1 protein-coding gene is annotated in these 650 nt (G+C 68.6%); it reads left to right on the top strand.

Annotated elements, in window-relative coordinates; genetic code table 11:
* Nucleotides 1-650 (top strand): AMP-binding protein (locus A2U95_RS32695; RefSeq protein ID WP_240957314.1); only part of this gene is annotated, 650 nt, incomplete at both ends.

Here is a 650-nt window from a genome sequence, read left to right as displayed (position 1 = left end):
ACCTCGACATCCTCTCCCAGGACGAACGGGCACTTGTCACCGGAACCTGGGCCGGCACCAGCACCGACATCGACGATGTTTCGCTGGTGGAGCGGTTCGAGCAGCAAGTCGCCCGTTCACCTGAGGCCGTAGCGCTCATCGACGGTGACCGGCAGATCACCTACCGGGAGTTCAACGCGGCCGCCAACCGCTGGGCCCGCCACCTGCGCGACCAAGGACTGGGCCGCGGCGACATGGCCGGCGTCCTGCTGGAACGCGGCGCGGACTTCGCCACCGCGGTCGTCGCCGTCACCAAGACCGGCGCCGCCTACACCCTCCTCGACCCCGACTTCCCCGACGAACGCCTGCAAGCCGCCGCCACCGACGCCGGCATACACCTCCTCGTCACCGACCCCGCCCTCGCCGGACGACTCGAAGGACCCTGGACCACGGTCACCTCTTCGCCGGCGGAACTGCCTGACCTGCCCGAGCTGAACCTCGACATTCCTCTGTCCGGCGATGACGTGGCATGCCTGATGTTCACGTCCGGGTCGACGGGCCGGCCGAAGGGCATCCTGTCCTCCCACCGCAACCTGGTCTCCACGGTCACCGCGCAGACCTACGGACACTTCGGACCCGACCAGGTGTTCCTCCAGTGCTCGCCGGTGTCG

Origin of the sequence: Streptomyces chilikensis, assembly GCF_001642695.1 — a bacterium.
Classification (GTDB): domain Bacteria; phylum Actinomycetota; class Actinomycetes; order Streptomycetales; family Streptomycetaceae; genus Streptomyces; species Streptomyces chilikensis.
This window is presented reverse-complemented; position numbering and strand designations above follow the sequence as displayed.